The organism is Marinobacter changyiensis, assembly GCF_009193265.1.
GTDB lineage: Bacteria > Pseudomonadota > Gammaproteobacteria > Pseudomonadales > Oleiphilaceae > Marinobacter > Marinobacter changyiensis.
This window is the reverse complement of record NZ_VZZZ01000002.1, coordinates 530,267-549,014: the sequence shown is the minus strand read 5'-3', so window position 1 is coordinate 549,014 and position 18,748 is coordinate 530,267. Positions and strand designations below refer to the sequence as shown.

The window sequence follows — 18,748 nt, the reverse complement described above, 5'->3', positions numbered from 1 at the left end:
AGATCAACGGAACGCCAGATCCCTCAGGAACAGCGAGATTTGCGGGAACATAATCAGCAGAGCTGCCGCCAGCACCAGGATGGCGATAAACGGTGGCGTCCCCCTGATGACTTCCCAGTAGGGCCGTTTGAAGATTGCTATCGCCGTGAAAATATCGCAGCCGAACGGCGGTGTCGCCGAACCTATTGCCACCTGCAGGGTAATGAGGATGCCCACATGGACCGGGTCAAGACCTGTTGCGGCGATAGCCGGAGCAAAGATGGGCGTCAGCACCAGAATGACCACGATGGGGTCAACAAACATGCAGGCCACAAAGAACGAAATGGAGATCGCTATCAGCACACCGACAGGGCCTGCATCGTTGACCCCGACCGACTCAAGAATGGCCTGTGGTATCTGGGCAAAAGAAATAATCCAGGAAAACCCGTTACCCACCGCCACCAGAATAAAGACAACGGCGGTAATCAAACCAGTCGATTTGGCGATCCGGTAAATATCCGGCAGTTTCAGTGACCGGAAGACGATAAATTCCAGGAAAAAAGCATAGAGCACGCAAACGGCTGCAGCCTCGGTCGGGCTGAAAATCCCGCCATAAATACCGCCGACAATGATGACCGGGAAAAACAGTGGCCAGAGTGCCTGCTGCGTGGACCTTGCCCGCTCACCCCAGCTGGCCTTTGCTTCCGTCGGCACATTGTTCTTGTAGGCGTAAAACAGGCAGTAGAGGGAGAACATGAACAGTATGAGGATGCCCGGGCCAATACCGGCAATAAACAGCTCGGCGATCGATGTCTGGGAAATAACCCCGTAGATAATCATGCCGATGCTGGGTGGGATCAGGAACGCGATGTCGCTGGCATTGATGATCAACGCCAGAGTGAACGGGTCGGAGTAACCGGCTTTCAGCAACTTGGGGCGAAGCGGTGAACCCACCGCCACCACGGTGGCCTGAGTGGAGCCGGATACGGCGCCAAACAGCGTACAGGAGGTTGCAGTGCTGATCGCCAGCCCGCCTTTTATGTGGCCGATAAAAGCCATGACCATATTGATCAGGCGGTCAGCGGATTGCCCCCGGGTCATAATATCCGCAGCAAGAATAAACATGGGTACGGCAATCAGCGAAGCGGGACGTATTCCCCCCATCATCTGCTGGATAAAGGTTCCCATCTGGCCGAAACCATCAAACATCATGTAGAAACCGACTACTGCAGCAGTAATCAGCGGAATCATCATCGGGAAGCCCATCAACAGCAACCCAATCATTATCAACATCAAGGTCATGGCCATGGAGGCGGTCCTTTTAGAGCGTTGCCGGGATCAGACTTCGGATTCTGTGTCGGCGTAACCGTCCACTACACCGGTGGAGAGGTATACATCCTCCGATGTCAGGTTCTTGATGGCGGTCAGTAAATACTGAATGCCGGTAATTGTCAGACCCACCGGAACCCAGATATATATCCACCAGATAGGGAACCCCAGGGCCGGCAGAATGCGCCCTGCTGAATAAACTTCCCAGATATATTCAACGGAGTAGTACACCAGAAAAAACATCACCAGACTGGTAAACAGGGAGATGATGATCATCACGATTTTACGACCCAGAACCGGCAACACATCGTAAATGGCGGACATGCGAATATGCCGGCCATGACGGGCGGCATAACCGATACCCGCAAAGGTGATCAGAATAATCAGAATCCGGTTGATCTCACCCGAGAAGAACATGCCCTCACCAAAGATGTACCTCATGATGACATTAAGACAAGTGTTGGCGGCCATCAGCAAAACCCCCACAGCCAGCATGACTGCTTCGACTTTGCTGATAGCCTCATCAATAACACCCAGAAAACCGGGCAGTCCGGACTCGAATGTTTCCGGCGCTTCATCAGGAGCGTGGGGGGTATCTGGCTTATCTGGAATCTCGGACATATACACCCTTCCCTTCAGTCGTTGGGAACAAGGGCACCCAAAGGGCGCCCTTGTTTATAATGCTCCGCAGAGCACGACTATACGCAATTACTCGCCTGTTACAGCTTCCAGGTCAGCCTTGAACTGGTTCAGCAGTTCACGTCCGGATTCGCCGGTCATCTCGATGAACTTCTCTTCAACCTGAGGCGCACGCTCTTTGAAGGCTTCAACCTGTTCGTCGTTCAGACGAGTGACCGTCACGTTGTCACTGGCTTCTTCAATCTTGGCCAGCGATTCTTCCGCGAGACCATCGATGTGCCCGATGATTTCCTCAAATGCAAAATCAGCGGCGTCCTGAATCAGCTTCTGATCTTCTTCAGAAAGCCCGTCATAGAACTTCTTGTTGGCCATGGACGCTGTGGTAAACCAGCCGTGCTTGGTGAAGACCAGGTTCGGGGACACTTCATAAAGGCCACCTGACTCAATCCAGAAAATCGGGTTCTCCTGGCCCTGAATCATGTTGGTCTGCAACGCACCGTAAACTTCACCCCAAGGCAGCGGAGTAGGCGTGGCACCGAAGGCTTCGTAGGTGGCGGCCAGTAACGGGTTGGTCATGGTCCGGATTTTCTTGCCGTCAAAATCGGCAGGCGATGTGACCGGCTCATCAACGGTAACAACCATTTCACCTTCCGGGTACATCTGCAGGAGTTCCAGGCCCTGCTCTGCGTACAACTTCGGGAAATCCTCGTTGATCGCCTTACTCTCACGGAAAAACTCGATAACCGTGTCCATCTCGGTAGGCATGAGGTAAGGAATAAAGAAGATCTGTGCCTCGGGAATCAGCGAGCCGGTGAAACCGGGAGACTGGTTCACAAACTGCAGGATACCGGCCTGGGTCTGTTCCATGATGTCATCAGATTCACCCAGCTCACCAAAGCGGAAAATCTGCAACGTGTGATCTGAATTCTCTTCAATGAATTCCTTGAATTTGTAGGCATAAACGTCCTGAACGTCGCCATCGTATTCTTCGTGGGCATAACGCCAATTAGCTGCATTGGCAATACTGGTGGCACCAAAGGCAGCCAGTGTAAAGATAGAGACACCGACCATCTGTTTTAGCGTTTTATTCTTGAACATAGACTAATCTCCATTCGTCATGAGCCCTGAAGCAGACCCAGACCGTTTCTGTTGAACTGATGTTCCGACAGCGCTTTGCCAGGTTGGTTGTTCTGCCTGCCACGTGCCTTATTTCCTTTAGACCTATATCAGAATGGCAAAACATTTCTAACATGACAAGCAAGTAACCGCTTAAAATCCGCTCCTCGCCTTGTGTTTAGGTTACAAATTGCCGCCCCAAAACGGCGCAGCCGTGTGTCCTCTGACCCGACATTAAGGCTCAACAAAAACATGCAAGAACCCTGCTAACTCTGACGTTAACGCTCAATCTTCCTGTCGGGTCTAAACTTATGGGCCTGCAACATGTGCGGGAGAGCCGGGCAAGCCCAAACCAGGCTGATATTTTTTTCTTACTCTTATCATATAGTTGAAAATCCGCACAAAAGCGACCTTCTCAAGCTGTGTTACCGGATTTGTAACCTTGGGTAATCATTTATTTCTTAGAGCACTAAGCTTTCTATGGGCTAATTTGGGGCAAAACCCCAAGTATCAGGAAAGCACTGCATCATCACACTACACGTTTTCGGTGTGGCTGAGCGCAGCCACACATTCCTTATTGGAGAGCCACACACTCTGATAGGGCTGCAACGTCAGAGTGCCAGTCAGGTCATCAATGGTCTGGCCGGAGATCAGATCCGTCCACTGATCAGTGCCGATGAGATTGATGTCGCTCAGGGCGATCTGATGCATTTCATCGGTGATGTTATGGATGCAGAAAATCGATTGGTCGCGCCGCATACTCTGGCGCCAGAACCCGAAAATCTGCAACCCGAGATGCAGGGTAAATTGCGTTGCGTTGGGGTGGAAGGCAGCTTGCCGTTTACGAAGGGCGATCAGCCGGGTGAGCTCGGCAAACACCTGGCTGTGATGGCTTAACGGGTCGACCAGCTTTGCCTCCAGGGTATCAATATCCCACTGGCTCCGGTTAATGGAGCGCAGCCGGCCGGTGTGCTCCACCTTTTCATAATCGTTCTCGGTGCCAAACAAACTATGGATATAGAACGCCGGGATGCCCTCCAGCGCCAGCATGATGGCATGGGCACAGACAAAACGCTGAAGCTGCCACTGGTCCGGCCCGTGGGTGGTGGTGCCTTTCAACGCATCGTACAGGCTGATGTTCATTTCATAAGGCTGATCCCCACCTTCCGGTGTGCGCCGGTAGGACACCTTGCCACCAAACTGCTCCATGGTCGAAACAAGGTTCCGCTTCTCCTCCTCTGTCAGCAGGCCATCCGTCGGGCGCAGACCCACGCCGTCATGGGAGGCAATAAAGTTGAGATAGGTGGTGCCCATTTGTGCCGGCGGCATGCTCATCAGCCAGGTTTTGAGGTGTCGGCAGTTGCCGGATACCAGGGTATTGATCAGCAGGGGCGGCAGCGAGAAATTGTAGATGGCGTGAGCTTCGTTGGCGTTGCCCAGATAGGTCAGGTTCTCACGATTCGGAACATTGGTTTCCGTAATAATGATCGCCCGCGGCGTGTGGTGCTCAATCAGCAACCGCAGGATCTTGATCAACTCGTGAGTGGGCTGCAGATGGATGGAGGGCGTGCCCACCTCCTTCCAGAGAAAAGCCACCGCATCAAGCCGGAAAATCATCACGCCCCGATCCAGGTAATGGCGGATAATCTGCACAAATTCCATCAGTACCTGGGGGTTGGCAAAGTTCAGATCGACCTGATCCTCACCGAAGGTACACCAGACATACCGAACACCGTCCGCTGTCTGTACCGGCGTCAGCAGCGGCGAGGTGCGTGGCCTGACAACGGCACTGAGATCATCATCGGGACTGGCCTCGAAAAAGTAATCTTTGCCTGGGTCAATCCGCTTCCTGAAATTCTCGAACCAGCGGCTGCGGGCCGACATGTGGTTGATCACCAGGTCCGCCATCAGCTTGTAGTGTTTCGCGATGCGCTGGATATCGTCCCAGGTGCCGTGGGATTCGTTCACCGCCAGGTAGTCCATCACTGAAAAACCATCGTCGGAGCTGAACGGAAAGAACGGCAGAATGTGAACGCCGGTTATGGTGTCACGGAGGCAGTCCTGCAAAAACTGATGCAGTGTCTCAAGCGGCTTCTCACCCTCACGTCGTATGGTATCGGCATAGGTGATCAGCACTACGTCGGATTCGCTCCAGTTGTTCTGGTGTGCCGGGGGCGCGACCGCATCCGGCGTTAACCCCATGGCGCCGATCAACTGTTGCGCAAGGAAGCCATTGTCCAGCGCCGGATAGACCGTTTCCAGCATGGCAGTGAGCTTTCCACTCAGCTCTGTTGTCATGGTGCGTTCCTTCTGCGGGCGGCGGGGTTATTGATGGCCAAATTCTCGATTGTCCTCATCCACCGCCGCCTGGAGCTGATCCATGATGTCCGGAATGGCGCTTTGCACGCGGCTCCAGCTCGGAATAAACGGTGTATCCATGGGATTTTCCAGGAAGTAGGCCCCTGCCAGCATGACATTCTGGGCAAACAACTCCACCGCCTGCTCTTCCGAGTGGCGATCAAAGTTCAGCCCGTTGATGATGGCATCGTTCTGATAGGTCTCGATAAAGTCCAGCGCGATGCGGTAGTACGTGGCCTTGATGGTGCGGAATTTTTCGTTGGAGAAAATTTCACCGTTGGTGGCCAGTTTCCGGAACACCGCCTTGCTGATGTCGGTGCTCATCTTTGACAGGCCCTTGCTGGCATCTTCCGGGGACAGGTCCTGATGCTTGTGATCGTAGGTATCGGCAATGTCCACCTGGCACAGGCGGTTGGTGGCGTAATTGCGCTTCATCTCCGATAACACGCCCACCTCCAGACCCCAGTCGCTGGGGATACGCAGGTCCGAGATAGCATCGGTGCGGAATGAGAACTCGCCCGCGAGCGGGTAGCGGTAACTGTCGAGGTAATCCAGAAAGTCGTTGGGGCCGCATACTTTTTTCAGGGCCCGGATCAGCGGTGTCACCAGCAACCGGCTGACCCGGCCATTCATCTTGCCGTCTGCGACCCGGGCGTAATAGCCCTTGCAGAACATATAATTGAAGGCCGGGTTGGCAACCGGGTAAATCAGCCGCGCCACCAGCCCCCGCGTATAGGTGAGGATGTCGCAATCGTGCAACGCCACCGATTTGCTTGTGCCGGAAGCCAGCACATAACCAAAACAGAACCAGACATTGCGGCCCTTGCCCATTTCCGCTGGCGCAAGGCCTTGCTCCGCCAGTTTCCGGTCAATGTCCTGCAGTCGGGGGCCATCGTTCCACAGCACCCGAACATGCTGTGGCAAGCCTGAAAAATACTCCAGCGCATGGCGGTACTGGGCCTCATCGGCGCAATCAAGACCGATGACGATTTGCTCGAGGTACGGCACTTCCGTCAGTTCACTGACAATATGCTTCAGGGCCGGCCCTTCCAGTTCGGAATACAGCGACGGTAGCACCAGGGTCATGGGCCGCGCTTTTCGGAATGACATCAGTTCTGCTTCCAGCTCTTCAACCGGCCGTTGCCGGAGGTTATGCAAGGTCGTCACTATGCCGTTCTGGTAAAAGTCACCCATAAATCACCCCAGGATCTTCAGTAGGACGGATCAGCCACTAAAATCCGCCAGTATTTGCAGGACACAGTCGTTCCAGCCGGCTGGCCCCGCTTTGTCTGATCGCATGGCCTTTCTGCCTCCGGATAACACCAGGCTGTCGGAGTTCACTCCTTTGATCACCACCGGGATGTCGGCCTGCTCCAACATGCGGGCGTCATTGGGGCTGTCACCCAGCGCAATTGACACCACATCCACCCCCGGGGAGCGCTCCCGGTACTGCTCCATCAGATACAGCATGGCACCGGCTTTATCGAAAAAGCCCATGGCGTGGAAAAACCGACCACCCTCGACCAACTGCAATTGATGGATGGCCAGCGCACGACGAAACTCCGCTAATGCGGCGTCGTTACCCTTCCATAGCAACGGCTCGGTGGCATCCCGGGCTTTGGCTTTGATCGCCGCCGCCTCATCCAGCCCGGTGGCTGACGCAAGCTCGGCAACAGTCATTTCCTCAAAGCTTCGGAACGGGAAGCCCTTCTCCCTGAGCGCGGCCAGTATTTCCAGCACTACTTCCCGGGGACGGGCAAAGGTCACCACCTGCTGCTCTTCGTTGTCAAAATAGCCCTCCGGGATTACCACGGCAGCACCATTTTCCGTGATGTACGGGTCGGTGTTGCCGAGGTCTTCCCGCAGCGCCTGAATTTCCGATCGGGTTTTGCTGGAGTTCAGAATGACCGGCACCTGAGCCGACCAAAGGGCATCCAGTGCCGGCTTTGCAGGTAGCCATTGGTAAGTGGTGTGATCAAGAAGCGTGCCATCCAGGTCGGTGAACACCACCAATCGTCGCTTGATCATGGTGTCACCTCCCGCCAGTGAAGACCGGTCATCTGATGATCCTCCGCAATGTCGAGCACCGCATCAGCCCGCGCCGGCATGTCATTTAGCATGGCGAGAGTGAGACGCTGGTAATGCATGATGAACCGTCTTAGCTCACCCTCTGACATGATGCCCCGGACATGGTCGTTCTGGTCCCCGTGCTTGCCAACAGCAGAATTCAATAACCCGTTTTTGCGCTGTTCTGGTGCACCTGCACGTTTATTCGTGAGCTTCCGCTCCTGCAGAGTGCGCCATTTCAGTACACAGTCCATCGAGGGTGCCTTGAGCATGATCAGCATATCGAGCTGACCAAAAAAGCAGGCGTAAGGGCCTTTGAGCTGAAGGTTGACGTACTCCCGCCAGACACCTTCCTTATCGTCCTCGGCTTCCAGGGAGTTGACCGGCACTGCCAGGGCTTCAGCATCTTTCTCCGGCTGCGCCCCCACGCACCAGCCTTCAATCAGGATGACTTTGGCCACGCCGGTGTATATCGGCCAGCGGGGATGCGGCAGCCGGTCATCAATGGCTTTATCAAAGGCCGGAATACGGGTTTCGGCCATTGGCCCGGCGCTGATGAGCTGATCTATGGTTTGCTGCCCGAGCACCAGGTCATGGGTGCCGGGCACACCACGGGTTGCCAGCAGCGGGTGTATTTTTCGCGCCAGCCACTCGCGCTCGATACGGGTCCGGTAAAGATCATCCAGCGAAAAGCGCACGCTGGGACAATCCAGCTCTGACGTCAGCAAGCTTTGCAGAAACAGCGCGAGAGTGGACTTCCCGGTGCCCTGGGCCCCGTTTACGCCCACCAGCATGGGGCGCCCGAGTCGCTTTTGTCGCCTGGCGATCTCCTCTGCCAAGGGTACATAGTAAGTGTTTACAGCAGCCTGAAAATCATCGGGCAGGCCCTCTGCCCTGATCAGTTCTGCCGTCAGATCATTCATTGTGTGCAGTCTGTCTACGGGGGTGTTACCTGCATCAGTTCCTTTCACCTTGTCCATTGCGCCTCCAACCCTTTTCAGTCCCTGCCTGTGAGGTAAGTGCAGTATCCGTACCAATTCCGTAAAATGGTTTTATAGCTATTTCCCAAATACGGATTCTGAAACAACACCCTGATCATAAGACAACCACACACTTCGGAACAGGTGAACGCTCTGAACGATTTTCGCATTGAACACCAGTATCTCGAGCTGCCCGCGGCCTTTTACAGCCGGGTGCCGCCCACGCCCCTGAAAAACCCCAGGCTGGTGTGTTTTAACTCGGCCTTGGCCCGGGACATGGGATTCCATACCGACAACCCGGAAGAGTGGGCGGCCATCGGTGCTGGCCAGACCCTGCTGGAAGGGATGGACCCGGTGGCGATGAAATACACCGGCCACCAGTTCGGCATGTACAACCCGGACCTGGGTGACGGCCGCGGCCTGCTATTATGGGAGACCATCGGGCCGGACCAACGCCGCTGGGACTGGCACCTGAAAGGCTCCGGCCAGACCCCCTACTCCCGGTTTGGCGACGGCAAAGCGGTATTGCGCTCAACCATTCGCGAATACCTGTGCAGCGAAGCCATGCATCACCTTGGCATCCCCACCACCCGGGCGCTGTTTATGGTAAGCGCGCAGGACCCGGTGCGCCGGGAATCCATCGAAAGCGCCGCCACCCTGATGCGGGTTGCCCAATGCCATATACGTTTCGGCCATTTCGAGTTTGCTTCCCACCATGAGGGTAAAGAGGCTCTCAAAACGCTGACCGATCACACCATCAAGCTGTATTTTCCGCATCTGACGGAGCTGCCGGACGACGAACGCTACACCCGCTGGCTGACCGAGGTGGTGGAACGCACCGCCCGCATGATCGCCAAGTGGCAGGGCGTCGGCTTCTGCCATGGGGTGATGAACAGTGACAACATGTCGATTATCGGTGACACCTTTGACTATGGCCCCTACGCCTTCCTGGACGATTTCGACGCCGGTTACATCTGCAACCATACCGACCAGGGCGGCCGCTACGCCTACAACCGCCAGCCCGAGATCGGCTTTATCAATTGCCAGTACCTGGCCCGGGCCCTCGCCCCGCTGATGCCGGAGGACAATATCCTCAGGGCGCTGCGCCAGTACGAGAAGGCCTACAACGACACCTTCCTGAGCACCATGTGCAGCAAACTCGGGTTCGCCGAACCACTGGACAAGGACATCAACCTGATCATGGACCTGTTCAGCATGCTCCATGAGCACCACGTTGATTACACGCTGTTTTTCCGTGGCTTATCCACCCTGCCCTCAAAAGGCGAAGCACCGGTCAGGGACCTGTTCGTGGACCGCTCCGTGGCTGACGACTGGCTGAAGCGCTACGGTGAACGCCTGGAAAAAGAAACCCGGCCAGACGCCGAACGGGAAGCCGCCATGTGTGCAGCCAACCCGAAATACATCTTGCGGAACTACCTGGCCCAGGAAGTGATTCAGGACGCCCAAACCGGCGAATACGACAGTTTGCATCGCTTGCTTAAAGTGTTGGAGAAGCCGTTTGATGAACAGCCGGAGAATGAAGACTACGCCAGGCTGCCGCCGGACTGGGGCAAGCATTTGAGTATCAGTTGTTCGAGTTGATAAAACCCGAACTCTCTAGCGACAGAGATTATAGCCATCCCTGGCCGAAAGGCGGCTCGGCTAAACCGCCTTGGCCGCAATAATCTTGTTGTGCCATTCCACTGGGCCGGTCTGGTGGACCGATGTGCCTTTGGAGTCCACGGCGACGGTGACGGGCATGTCTTCTACTTCGAACTCGTAGATCGCCTCCATACCCAGCTCCTCGAAGGCCACGACCTCAGCCTTCTTGATGGCTTTTGACACCAGGTAAGCGGAGCCGCCAACGGCCATCAGGTAAACAGCACCGAATTCACGGATGGCATCAATGGCCACTTGGCCGCGTTCAGCTTTGCCGATCATGCCGGTGAGGCCGGTTTTTTCCAGCATGGTGCGGGTGAACTTATCCATGCGGGTGGCGGTAGTTGGGCCTGCGGGGCCGACCACCTCCTCACGCACCGGGTCTACCGGGCCGACGTAATAGATGAAGCGGCCTTTCATGCTCACCGGCAGCTCTTCGCCACGCTCGATCATGTCAACCATCTTCTTGTGGGCGGCATCCCGACCGGTCAGCATCTTGCCGGACAGCAATACCGTCTCACCGGGCTGCCAGTCTTTTACGTCTTCCGGGGTAACGGTATCCAGATTCACCCGGCGCACACTGTCGCCCACTTCCCAGGTAATTTCCGGCCAGTCAGCCAGGTTTGGCGGGGTTTGCAATGACGGGCCGGAACCATCCAGTACAAAGTGCGCGTGGCGGGTCGCCGCGCAGTTGGGGATGATCGCAACCGGCTTGTTGGCAGCGTGGGTGGGGTAATCCTTCACTTTCACATCCAGCACCGTGGTCAGGCCGCCGAGGCCCTGGGCGCCTATACCCAGATCGTTCACCTTCTCAAACAGTTCCAGCCGCAGCTCCTCGGCACGGTTGGACGCCCCGCGGGCCTGCAGATCGTGGATGTCGATGGGGTCCAGAAGGGATTCCTTGGCCAGTTGCATGGCTTTCTCGGCGGTACCACCAATGCCAATGCCCAGCATGCCTGGCGGGCACCAGCCAGCGCCCATCTGGGGCACCATCTTCAGCACCCACTCCACCACAGAATCCGACGGGTTGAGCATGGCAAACTTGGACTTGGCCTCGGAGCCGCCGCCCTTGGCTGCCACATGCACATCGACCGTATTACCCGGTACGATCTTGTAATGGATCATCGCCGGCGTGTTGTCTTTGGTGTTGGTGCGCTTGCCGTCCGGGTCAGCCAGAATCGAGGCGCGCAGCACATTGTCCGGGTTCAGATAGGCCCGACGGACGCCTTCATTGATAATATCGTCCAGCGCCATGTCGGCATCCCACTGCACATCCATGCCGACCGTGACGAACACCGTAACGATGCCGGTGTCCTGACACAATGGCCGCTTGCCCTGAGCGCACATACGCGAGTTGATCAGAATCTGCGCCATGGCATCCTTCGCCGCCTGGGACTCTTCCTTTTGATAGGCCTCATAAACACCCTGGATAAAATCCTTCGGGTGATAGTAGGAAATAAACTGCAGCGCATCCGCTATGCTTTCTATCAGGTCGTCCTGGCGAATCGTCGTTGTCATGGCAATCTCATCGTTTAGGCGTTATGAATAATTTGTCGCAGAAATGGGCGCAAAGTTTACCAGCGAGTCACTATCATAGACAGGTTTTCCAGACCGCATCGGGTTCCCGGGGCCTGCCTTTGCAACTAATGGGGCGGCCGGGGTTACATCCGGTCTGACCAACCACTATCAAGGAGCCAATCGTGAGCGACCTCATACTGACAGAGATCCAGAACCGGACACTGATCGTTCGCATCAACCGGCTCAATCGCAAGAATGCCCTCACCCACGAGATGTATACCGCCATGGCAGACGCCATCACAGTCGCCCACGCCAATGACGACATACGCTGCATGTTGTTCACGGGCAATGAAGAGTGCTTTACCGCGGGCAATGACCTGAGTGAATTTTCCGCTGGCATGCCGGGGGACTTCAAGGATTCTCCGGTCGGACACTTCCTGCTTGGCCTCGCCAACGCCACCAAACCCATAGTAGCCGCGGTTAACGGCCCTGCCGTGGGCATCGGCACCACCATGCTGCTGCACTGTGACCTGGTACTGGCTGGCAGCAACACCCGCTTCCAGATGCCGTTCGCCAACCTGGGCCTGTGCCCGGAAGGTGGCTCCAGTCTGCTGCTGCCGCACTGGCTGGGCCGGGTGCGCGCGGCGGAACTGTTAATGCTCGGCGGCACCTTCACCGCGGAGGACGCCTACCGGATGGGCCTGATAAACCGTATCTGCGACCCGCTGGAAACCGAGCGGACCGCCCTTACACTCTGCCATCAACTGTCGGCACAGCCCCCAGCCGCTATCCGGGCGACCAAGGATCTGCTGAACCGCTCCAGCCTGAAAGCCCTGGAGGCCACCATGATCGCCGAGGGTGGGTTGTTCGCAGAACGGCTCAAATCACCGGAGGCTAAAGAAGCTTTCAAGGCCTTCGCCGAAAAGCGCAAACCGGACTTCTCCAGCTTCAGGTAGCTTCCCGTCCCGTAACTCCAGGGCGATTACAGATTGACACACAAGATGGCCCCTCCCCCACTCGACAAACGTTGGGCGGCCATCTATTTTTCAGAGATGGCCAAATTCTGAACCTCCACCAACAAGAATCACACTTTCGAGCGATCACCTGCTGCTGATCTCTCGCTATAGTCAGATCACTAGAAATCGGCTCAGAGCGCTGGCCGGAATTTCAGACAACTCCAGCCGCTGACAACGGGCTTACCGGTCCCAACCGGCCCCGTCAGTAGCTGATAATAACGACACAACAACAGTAAAGGGTTCCACCCATGTTCAAGAAAACTCTAATAAGCGTTGCCGTGGCGTCCACATTGGGGCTGACAGGCTGTTTTAGCGACGGTGGCTCGGGATCGAATGCGGATCCGGAATATAAGATTGAAGACACAACCATTGACACTAGTCTGGTTCGTCCCATTTATAATCCCAACCCGCTAGCCGAAGAAGCTGCCTTCCCGATCAACTCCGACCTGATCCTGTTGCTTGGTGCAACACAAAGTGCCAATTATGATTTTACTGGCCTGTCAACCGGAACAAGCCCTGCAGACGATGCTGTAAATCGGCTTTCCGGTTTCGCTACCTCTGGCGCGTTCACCCTCAAATTTGACGGTGCGCTGAATCCGGCCTCCGTAATGGCGAATGCTACTGTTTTTCTGGTACCACTTAACGTGGCGCCCGCAATCGAAACTGCACCATTAGCAGTGCCTAATACAAACCCCAGTAGCATTGTTGCTGCCGATCCGTTTGGTCAAGGGCTAACCGGTGATGATGCTCTCGTGCAGCCGAATTTTCGTGCGGACGTAGAAAGCCTTGACGGCGGCACCAATAACGCGATTCGCATCGTGCCTCTGGAGCCACTGGAGGACGGCCAGAAATACCTGGTGATCGTCAGTGACAACGTAGTGGGCGCCGACGGCCAGCCGATAACCCGCTCTGTTCAGGATGTTGCGCTTGCCGACGGCAACTTGGGCAACCCGGCTCTGGGTAACGTCAAGTCGTTACTGGTCAGTCTTGATCAGTTGGGTAATGGGTTCCTGACGGCTATGAACACCGGGTCAGAATCTGCCTTGTCTTACTCGTTTACCACAAACTCCGATACCGACGTTTTGCGCGCCATGATGGCGCCTTCAGTGTTTGGATCCGGACTTGGCCAGAAAGTGGGTTTCACCGCACAGCTCAAGGCTGTTCGTGACAACTTCCCAACATTGAACTTTTCCCAGCTGACGGCGAAACTTGCGGACCTGGGCGCTAAAGCAGCGGCAATTCAGGGAGGAACTCTTGATCCGTCTACCCTTCCAGCCGCTGAAATTGCCGCCATCACGCGTCTTGGCCAGCTTGGAGCTATAACAACAGCAGAAAACATTGGAGCCGCAATTTCAGCAGAGGTTGGAGATACACTGCACTTACCGGTGCCACGTCCGTCTTATTTCTCCGCTCCAACCAGCGCCAGCGATCTGCTCACCATCCAGGGGCTGGCAGCACAGGACGCAACCAATCCGATCGTGCTTGCTGCAAGTCAGGTACAAGTCTCTCAGGGTGCTATCGCACTGCCATACTACCAATCACTTCCCGGAGCCGATGGAACCGGGATTTCGACCGGCAGCTGGGAAGGCAGTACCAGTCTGGAAGCAGGTTTGAGTGAAACACTGGAACCAGGAGTAGATACCTTCCGTTTCCTGCGTGACATTGACGGTAAGCTCAACGTGAATGGTTACTTCCCGTTTCCAGAACAGAAAGCAACCACTACTGTACCTGTTGTAGCTTTCCATCCTGCCACTGGCGGCACTCGTCCAACTACGTGCGTGGATCCCGAGTTGCCCAATGGAGTCACTATCTTCCAACACGGCATCACAGTTGACCGCAGCGTATCCATGCTGCCGGGCATACTGCTTGCAAACCGGGCCTGTCAGGCAGTGATTGCGATTGATCAGCCATTGCATGGTCTTGCAGGTGCAACTGCTGGTCGTATTCCGGGTCTGACTCCTCTTTCGGAGGCAGACCTGACAGCCCAAGTGACTCCACTTATTGGCAACACAGGCAACCCTGGACTTGATGCACAGCTAACAGCGTTAATCAATGCTGACTATATTGGTGAGCGACACTTCTCGTTCACAGCCAATGCTCAGCAGCAGCCTGTGGAAGCAGACCTGACTGACGTGGCATCCGGCAGCCTGTTCATCAACCCGCTTAACATGCTCAACAACCGCGATAATCTGCGTCAAGGCGTGGTTGATCTGCTCAACGTTGCAGCCTCAGTCCAGACAATGGGAGTTAACGGGCTCGCGAGTATCGGAAATTTGGCCGGCGTACCAGTACACTTTGTCGGGCATTCCCTTGGTGGTATTTCCGGTACGACCTTCGCTTCGCTGGTTAACGACCCAACCTTGAATGGTACGGTAAACGGAATTTACCAATCCGCAGGCGCGCCATTGTCCGGCTTTACCTTCCCTAACCTGGATACCGTTGTCATTCACAACACCGGCGGACAAGTAACCCGCTTGATCGAAAACTCACCAGCATTCTCTACGCCTATCCTTGGTGGGCTGTCAGCGGCGGGTGTAAGCCAGGGCTCTGCAGACTTCGAGAGCTTCTTCTATGTGTTCCAGTCCGTCGTAGACGCGACAGACCCGGTGAACTTCGCGAAAGATCTTGGTGCCTCAACGAGCAACATTCTGATCAGTGAAGTTATTGGCGACAGCACCGTGCCAAACGAAGCTAACGTAAACCCACTGGGTGATGCATTCTCTGCTCCGCTGGCATCGACGGAGCCGCTGATGGCATTGATCGATCTTGGAGCGGGTGGCGGCATCCTTGCAGATGGCGCTGGACTGAATCTGGTACAAACGGGTTCTATGGCGAACGAAGGCGCATTGCCAGCAGCTTCCTTCTTCGCGGGGGCTAACCCGTGCACGGATGCCAACCACGGCACCTTCGTAGGGCCGGCAACTCCTGCCAACCCAGAGAACCTGCAGTGCCCGGGTGGCACCAGCACTATCCCGGCCTTCTCCGAAATGGTTCGTCAGACTATTCTGGCGATCAACGGTGCTCCGGTGCTAACCACCTTACTAAGTGGTCCAGCAGACATTTCAGTCCTGGGAACAAGCGACACTCTCGAAAGCGCTCTGGATCAGAATCAGTAATCTATACTTTGTAGTTCTGAAGCCCCGGCTAATGCCGGGGCTTTTTTTTGTCTGCATTCCAGCCCTGACATACGATGTCATCCCAAGAAGTGAGATGCAGAGGATTACCTTCCCTCGCAAGAAAGACTGGGGCTGGCAAGGCGCTTGATTAAAAGAATCATCAGCACATAAAAAAGGGCTTCACCATGGTGAAGCCCTTCCAAACTCGTTATATCTCAAGCTGAGTACTACTCAGTTGGCGCTTAATTGGTAATCGTAGTCTCTCCCTGGGACACCAGGTTTGCCTCAATATCGGACTCTGAAAACCAGAACTGCCGATAATCCTTCTGCGAATACCGCAGGCTCTGATCGATGAAGTAAGGGGAGTTCTCATCTGAAGCTTGCGAGTAGCTGGTCAAGCCCATTGCCACCGGACCGCTGTCAGTAAACTCCAGACCAAAGTGGAAGCTGGTGCCTCTGGCCATTAACCAGCCTTCACCCGGGGTTTGCGATAAACCTGCGGTATCGGCAATGGTTGCGGGCGAAATTCTGGGGAAGCGAGTGTCCACCGCCACATTCGAGGCGACAACGCCGATGGCATTAAATGCACCATCAATGCCGCCGTCACCGCCGTGCCAGGGTATCGGATCCGCTTGTATCATGGGCATACCGCCGGGGGGAACACTTCCGGAGGGCTGGTAGTACTGAACAGTGCCTAATGCTGCAGCATAGGCAATACCGCCGGAGTCCAGCGCGTCCAGGCCAACAGCCAATGCCTGGAGCATCACATCGTCCGCCGTGCCCTCGTTGTCGGTCGATGGTGTAGAGGGCGTGGCTGTTGGGTCAGACGGTGTAAATGCTACCGTCAGGTCCGAGTCAAAGCTCTTGCGATAGTTGGCAATAAACACTCGGAAAATATGGGCACCCACACTTTCGGTGTTATAGACCCCGTCCCAAGTCGCTAATACATCGCAGCCCGCGTCCACAGTGCGGGCCCCGCCTGCGGGCAGGTTTACAGGCGCAATACCGATTGTTGAGCAGCGTTCCCGTAGTTCAGTTAGAAACTCATCCGCGTACCAGCTACGGTTGTTATAAATGACGTTGATAAGGTCGTCAGCACTGAACTTGCCATCCTGGCCAGCCGGGGCAGGCGCATTCGGAGATACCGGACCGTTACTCAGCGGGTTCTGCAGCATGGTGATGCCCAGGCGGGTTCTGGGATTCAATGCCGTTCTCTCGGAGCCAAACAGCGGAGAAAAGCCAGTCAGCAACTCAGCGGGGTTGGTTGCCCAGTAGCTGTCATTGGAGTTCTGGACCCAGTCCTGGCGAGTCAGTTGTGGCTTTTTATCAAAGGGCACCAGTCCATTGCACTCTCCCTCTACCCAATCATCAATTGATTTACTGCCATCCAACAGCGTAATACCAGCATTAAAGAGTTCATTAAAAGCCGGGCTGAACGACCGTTTGAAATTTAACAATGCAATCGACTTGTCCGACAGATTGGGTACCGAACTGCTGTCTATATAATAGGCGTTGCCCTGATCGTCCGCATAGGTCGAGTTGGTAAAGAGTGTGCTGCCGCAATTACGGAATGCGTCCTTGAACTCTTCCAGGTTCGACGCCCGGCTCATCTGCAGCCAGCTATCCAGCAAACGCACCGAACCGGCATTGGCATCCCGGTAGGTGTAAGCGGCAGGCTTGCCGTTGACCAGGCCATTGCCTCCCCACGAGGGGAAAGAGCTGTCGACCAGGTCAGCCGCCAGCATTGGTCCATACTCGGATAAATAGAAAGTACGTTCAAGCACAGCAGGCTCCACCCCACCGAGATCGACTTCAATCTGAAATTTTTTCTGTGTGATCGGCTTTTCGACACCATCTTTGATGTAAACCAGATCGTCCCCTGGCTTCAGCTCCAGTTCATACCAGGTGAACCGCCGACTGGTAGTAACGGTATGGGACCAAGCCAGGTTCTCATTGAAGTTGATCAATGGAATAGCAGTACCCAGCAAACCGGCACCGTTGATATTAAGGTAACCCGGCACCGTCATCTGTACCTGATAAAGGCGGCGATGGCCGGTATAGGGAAAGTGCGGATTGGCAAGCAATGCACCGCGTCCCTGCTCCGTCAGGTCTTTACCAATGCCCCAGGCGTTGCTTGCAAGCCCGGTATCGGCGTAGTCCTCTCTTTCTGAGGCCATGCTGCGCGCATTGGCCACAACCCGTTCGAGATCCAGCTTGTTGACATTATCGTTCGCCGCCAAAACGGGTGTCGGTGTCGGAGAAACCCCCGGCGGCACTGCAGCAAACACAGCGCCGGTGGCGAACAGCGCGCCGCTGGCGTTCTGGCCCACGATTCGGTAATGGGCGTAGAGGTCTACCGGCGATATTTCAAAAACCCAGGGCTGGTTGCGACATTCGAGTGCTAGATCTGCTGGATCGGTTTCCGCAACGTATTTGTTGTAGCCGTCAGTGAAGCCCTCAATCAGCGCGCGACTCTCATCCGTCAGATTGGATATTTCCGCGGCTGCTCCGGTGCGGATATCCTGAATTTTGTAACTGAAGTCATTGATGATGTGTATATCACCCGGCCCAGGCCCAAAATACTTGGCCCGCTCACTGCGTGCCTTTACAAATGCCTCTGCCAACAAGCAGACGTTGTCCTGTGCCTGGGCGTACCCTGCCCCGAATGCGACGGATTTGAGGTTCTCCGCCTTTACATGGGGAACCCCGTTAGTTGTCCTCCGAATGGTGGCCTCCAACGTGCCACTAGCCGGAAAAAGCTGTGTATTCAGCTCCGGTTCTGAACTCGAAGAACCGCCGTCACCATCAAAACAGCCGGTGAGCAGCAAGCTGCCTGCCAGCGCCAAACCCACCATCGGAAGTTTAGATAACCGGGTCCTTGATCCTCCCGGAAGATGTAGTGAAAATTTCATAGACTTGTATCCGTTTTCGTTTGTTGTTGTTGAACCGAACTTCCCGGTTCGTCTCCTTA

12 protein-coding genes are annotated in these 18,748 nt (G+C 55.5%); 3 read left to right on the top strand and 9 right to left on the bottom strand.

From position 1 onward, the window contains the following. Positions 1 to 3 precede the first annotated feature (3 nt). The 7 genes from F6Y09_RS08180 to F6Y09_RS08150 form a co-directional block, all read right to left on the bottom strand. A complete protein-coding gene (locus tag F6Y09_RS08180) occupies positions 4 to 1,287 on the bottom strand; it encodes a TRAP transporter large permease (protein ID WP_152206410.1) in 1,284 nt (427 codons plus the stop codon). A 30-nt stretch (positions 1,288 to 1,317) separates the two neighbouring features. Further along, the gene (locus F6Y09_RS08175) at positions 1,318 to 1,929 is read right to left on the bottom strand and encodes a TRAP transporter small permease (RefSeq protein ID WP_152206409.1); all 612 of its coding nucleotides are present in this window, start codon (positions 1,927 to 1,929) and stop codon (positions 1,318 to 1,320) included. Positions 1,930 to 2,016: 87 nt separating this feature from the next. Beyond that, on the bottom strand, positions 2,017 to 3,018 hold the full coding sequence (locus F6Y09_RS08170; protein WP_425481825.1) for a TRAP transporter substrate-binding protein: 1,002 nt from the start codon (positions 3,016 to 3,018) through the stop codon (positions 2,017 to 2,019). Between the two features lie 579 nt (positions 3,019 to 3,597). Next, positions 3,598 to 5,361, bottom strand: a complete 1,764-nt coding sequence (locus tag F6Y09_RS08165) for an alpha-amylase family glycosyl hydrolase (protein ID WP_152206407.1) — start codon at positions 5,359 to 5,361, stop codon at positions 3,598 to 3,600. A gap of 27 nt (positions 5,362 to 5,388) precedes the next feature. Continuing rightward, the gene (locus F6Y09_RS08160; RefSeq protein WP_152206406.1) at positions 5,389 to 6,615 is read right to left on the bottom strand and encodes a glycosyltransferase family protein; all 1,227 of its coding nucleotides are present in this window, start codon (positions 6,613 to 6,615) and stop codon (positions 5,389 to 5,391) included. A gap of 30 nt (positions 6,616 to 6,645) precedes the next feature. Continuing rightward, the gene (locus F6Y09_RS08155) at positions 6,646 to 7,449 is read right to left on the bottom strand and encodes an HAD-IIB family hydrolase (RefSeq protein ID WP_152206405.1); all 804 of its coding nucleotides are present in this window, start codon (positions 7,447 to 7,449) and stop codon (positions 6,646 to 6,648) included. After that, positions 7,446 to 8,411 carry a hypothetical protein gene (locus F6Y09_RS08150; protein WP_152206404.1) on the bottom strand — a complete coding sequence of 322 codons (966 nt, stop codon included), beginning with the start codon at positions 8,409 to 8,411 and terminating at the stop codon, positions 7,446 to 7,448. The genes F6Y09_RS08155 and F6Y09_RS08150 overlap by 4 nt, the downstream gene beginning before the upstream one ends. 210 nt (positions 8,412 to 8,621) lie before the next feature. Here F6Y09_RS08150 and F6Y09_RS08145 point away from each other — a divergent pair, with 210 nt between their 5' ends. Further along, positions 8,622 to 10,070 carry a protein adenylyltransferase SelO gene (locus tag F6Y09_RS08145; RefSeq protein WP_152206554.1) on the top strand — a complete coding sequence of 483 codons (1,449 nt, stop codon included), beginning with the start codon at positions 8,622 to 8,624 and terminating at the stop codon, positions 10,068 to 10,070. 60 nt (positions 10,071 to 10,130) lie between these two features. Here F6Y09_RS08145 and F6Y09_RS08140 read toward each other — a convergent pair whose 3' ends face one another. Continuing rightward, positions 10,131 to 11,645 (bottom strand): fumarate hydratase, encoded by a 1,515-nt coding sequence (locus F6Y09_RS08140; protein WP_152206403.1) that lies wholly within the window; start codon positions 11,643 to 11,645, stop codon positions 10,131 to 10,133. Positions 11,646 to 11,827: 182 nt separating this feature from the next. On the opposite strand from F6Y09_RS08140, the gene F6Y09_RS08135 reads away from it, so the two are divergent. Both F6Y09_RS08135 and F6Y09_RS08130 read left to right on the top strand, forming a co-directional pair. Continuing rightward, positions 11,828 to 12,601: an enoyl-CoA hydratase gene (locus F6Y09_RS08135; protein ID WP_152206402.1), complete on the top strand. Its 774-nt coding sequence runs from the start codon at positions 11,828 to 11,830 to the stop codon at positions 12,599 to 12,601. A 308-nt stretch (positions 12,602 to 12,909) separates the two neighbouring features. Next, entirely contained in the window at positions 12,910 to 15,777 is a 2,868-nt protein-coding gene (locus F6Y09_RS08130; protein WP_152206401.1) for an MECDP-synthase, read from the top strand. A 242-nt stretch (positions 15,778 to 16,019) separates the two neighbouring features. Here the strand turns inward: F6Y09_RS08130 and F6Y09_RS08125 are convergent, their stop codons facing one another. Continuing rightward, positions 16,020 to 18,689 (bottom strand): penicillin acylase family protein, encoded by a 2,670-nt coding sequence (locus tag F6Y09_RS08125; RefSeq protein WP_246180405.1) that lies wholly within the window; start codon positions 18,687 to 18,689, stop codon positions 16,020 to 16,022. Positions 18,690 to 18,748 lie beyond the last annotated feature (59 nt).